Source organism: Mesorhizobium sp. M8A.F.Ca.ET.021.01.1.1 (assembly GCF_003998025.1).
GTDB lineage: Bacteria > Pseudomonadota > Alphaproteobacteria > Rhizobiales > Rhizobiaceae > Mesorhizobium.
In genome coordinates, this window is record NZ_RZSJ01000697.1 from 1 (window position 1) to 2,900 (window position 2,900).

The following is a 2,900-nucleotide window of genomic DNA, read 5'->3' on the forward strand; positions in this document are numbered from 1 at the left end:
CTTCGAGGGTGGGTCGCTCGGAGCCGACAAAAAATCGATTGCCGTCGAAGTGTCTATCCAGCCGGTCGAGAAGACACTGACCGACGAGGATTTCGAGGCGCTGGCCAAGCGCATCGTCGAGAATGTCGGCAAGCAAACGGGTGGCGTGCTGCGGGGATAAAGGATTGCGGGTAGATGGCGAATCGCCCTCCAAAGGGCGATGGACCATTTGCGTTATTCCGGGCTCCCGTTTGAGAAACAACGAAGTGCGTTTCTCGGCATCGTCGAGGCTGATCCGCTGCTTGTCGAAACGCTGGCACGAGTGCGCGCGTTTGCCTTGCCGGATTGGCTGGTGGTTTCCGGCGCGCTCTACAACAGCGTCTGGAACCAGCTGACCGGCAAGTCGTCGGGCTACGGCATCAGGGATGTCGACCTCTTCTATTTCGACGACTCCGACCTGTCCTATGAGGCAGAGGACGCGGTGATCCGCCGGGCGGCTCGGTATTTCGAGGGACTGCCGCTGCCGGTCGAAGTGCGCAACCAGGCCCGCGTGCATCTGTGGTATCCGCAGAAGTTCGGACAGCCCTGCCCGCGTTATACGAGTTCCAGTGAGTCCGTCAGCTATTTCGCCTCGAAGACACATGCGGTCGGGGTGCGCTACGGCGCCGATGGGCAATTGGAGCTGGTGGCGCCGTTCGGACTCGACGATCTCTTCTCGTTTCGCATCACGCCGAACCGGGTGATGGACAACCAGCGGACGCATGAAGTGAAGGGCGCGCGGGCAAAGGAGAACTGGCCGGAGATTACGGTGGTGCCTTGGTAGGGCGCTGGCGCGAGGCGCCCCCCTCTGGCCTGCCGGCCATCTCCCCCACTTGGGGGGAGATCGGCAGCTTGGCGGTCTCGCCCTTCTTTCGACGTCGGCGATTGGCGAAGGCCGAAATGACATCCAATCTCCCCCCTGGTGGGGGAGATGTCCCGCAGGACAGAGGGGGCGCCTCGCGCCAGCGTCTGAAAGCTAGCGGATGCCGAAAAGTCTACCCATTCACCAGCGTCAGCAGTTCCTCCGTATAGCGCTTGCCCATCACCTTATCCGGCGACAGCGCATCGCCGATCGATGCCACCTCGACCGCACTCAACTCGATCCCGGCCGCCGCCGTGTTCTGTTCCAGATGACGGATTTTCCGCGCGCCGGGGATCGGCACGATGAAATCGCCCTGGTGCAGCACCCAGGCCAGCGCCAGCTGCGCCGAGGTCACGCCCTTCTCGGCGGCCATCTTCTCCAGCGTGGCGACAACCTTGGCATTGGCGGCCATGGCATCGGCCTGGAAGCGCGGCAGGACACGGCGCCAGTCATCGTCGCTCAAGGTCTCCGGCTTGGCGATGGTGCCGGTGAGCAGGCCGCGGCCGAGCGGGCTGTAGGGCACGAAGCCGATGCCCAACTCGCGGCAGACAGCGAAGACATCGTCTTCAGGGTCGCGGCTCCACAGCGAATATTCGCTCTGCACGGCCGCGATCGGGTGTACGGCGTGTGCCCGGCGGATGGTGGCGGCGCTCGCCTCCGACAGGCCCAGCGCCCGCACCTTGCCCTCACGCACCAGCTCTGCCATGGCGCCGACCGTATCCTCGATCGGCACGTTCGGATCCACACGGTGCTGGTAGTAGAGGTCGATGACATCGGTGCCAAGCCGCTTCAGCGACGCCTCGGCAACAGCCTTGACGTGCTCGGGACGGCTGTCGACACCGGCCATGCGATCCATGCCGGTGCCTTCCTCCAGGATCTTGAAGCCGAATTTGGTCGCGATCGTCACCTTGCCGCGAACCGATTTCAGCGCCTTGCCGAGCAGGATCTCGTTCTCGAAGGGGCCGTAGACCTCCGCCGTGTCGAAGAAGGTGACACCGATCTCGACGGCGCGGTGCAGAGTGGCGATCGCCTCGGCTTCCGGCTGGCCGCCATAGGCAAAGCTCATGCCCATGCAACCAAGGCCGACCGGGAAGACTTCGAGTTCAGTACCGAGTTTGCGGGTTTTCATCACGCGTCTCCTTGTTGTGATGCGGCAGAAATAATGCCTTGCGGTCCGTTCGATAATCGGCTCTTCTTAGTACGGGTCATTCCAAGAAATAGATCAATGAACCGAGCGCATCTCTCACAGCTTGCGGTGCTGGCAACCGTTGCCCAATGCGGCAGTTTTCGCGGCGCGGCCAGGGAACTGGCGATCGCGCCTTCGGCGGTCAGCCACGCAGTCTCCAGCCTGGAAGCACGGCTTGGCGTGCGCCTTTTGGCGCGCAGCACGCGCAGCGTCGCTCCGACCGAGGAAGGCGCACGGCTGCTTGAACGGTTGCGGCCGGCGCTGTCCGAGATCGACCTGGCGCTGGAAACGGCCGTCGAGGCGCGCGACCGGCCTGCCGGCAATCTGCGGCTGACCGTCCCGCGCACGGCTGCGCATCTGACGCTGACGCCGCGGCTCGGCGCCTTTGCCGCCGCCTATCCCGAGATCGTGCTGGAGATCGTCATCGAGGACCGCTTCACCGACGTGGTCGAAGGCGGTTTCGACGCCGGCGTGCGGCTCGGCGAAAGCCTGCAGCGCGACATGATCGCGGTGCGCATCGGCCCCGATCTTCGCGGCGCCGTCGTCGGCGCGCCGTCCTATTTCGCGACGATGCCGAAACCTCGCCATCCGCGCGAGCTGGCGGACCATCGTTGCATCCGCTTCCGTTTCTCCAGCGGCGTCCTCTACCGCTGGGAATTCGAGAAGGACGCCGAGGAGATCGAAATTGCCGCGCAAGGACCGCTGATCCTCGACGAGGACCATCTGATCGCCCAGGCGGCGGTCGACGGCGCCGGGCTCGCCTTCGTCTTCGAGGACTATGTCCGCGCGCCGCTCGCCGACGGCCGGCTGATCCGCGTGCTGGAGGACTGGTGC

General features: G+C 64.6%; 4 protein-coding genes. 3 read left to right on the plus strand and 1 reads right to left on the minus strand.

Going from position 1 to position 2,900, the window contains the following annotated elements; all coding sequences use genetic code 11:
* Together EOA36_RS32375 and EOA36_RS32380 are read left to right on the plus strand one after the other, a co-directional pair.
* A partial coding sequence (locus EOA36_RS32375; RefSeq protein ID WP_145969428.1) for a hypothetical protein occupies positions 1-160 on the plus strand: 160 nt, incomplete at its 5' end.
* A gap of 39 nt (positions 161-199) precedes the next feature.
* Complete coding sequence (locus tag EOA36_RS32380; RefSeq protein WP_127280891.1) at positions 200-802, plus strand: nucleotidyltransferase family protein; 603 nt, start codon at positions 200-202, stop codon at positions 800-802.
* A 211-nt stretch (positions 803-1,013) separates the two neighbouring features.
* On the opposite strand, the gene EOA36_RS32390 is transcribed toward EOA36_RS32380, so the two are convergent.
* Entirely contained in the window at positions 1,014-2,009 is a 996-nt protein-coding gene (locus EOA36_RS32390; protein WP_127280892.1) for an aldo/keto reductase, read from the minus strand.
* A 96-nt stretch (positions 2,010-2,105) separates the two neighbouring features.
* Between EOA36_RS32390 and EOA36_RS32395 the strand changes: the two genes are divergently transcribed.
* A partial coding sequence (locus EOA36_RS32395) for a LysR family transcriptional regulator (RefSeq protein WP_145969429.1) occupies positions 2,106-2,900 on the plus strand: 795 nt, incomplete at its 3' end.

Bases quoted from the DNA above. Each gene is read 5' to 3' on its own strand.
- EOA36_RS32380 (WP_127280891.1), top strand. From the start codon at position 200: ATGGACCATTTGCGTTATTCCGGGCTCCCGTTTGAGAAACAACGAAGT.
- EOA36_RS32390 (WP_127280892.1), bottom strand. From the start codon at position 2,009: ATGAAAACCCGCAAACTCGGTACTGAACTCGAAGTCTTCCCGGTCGGC.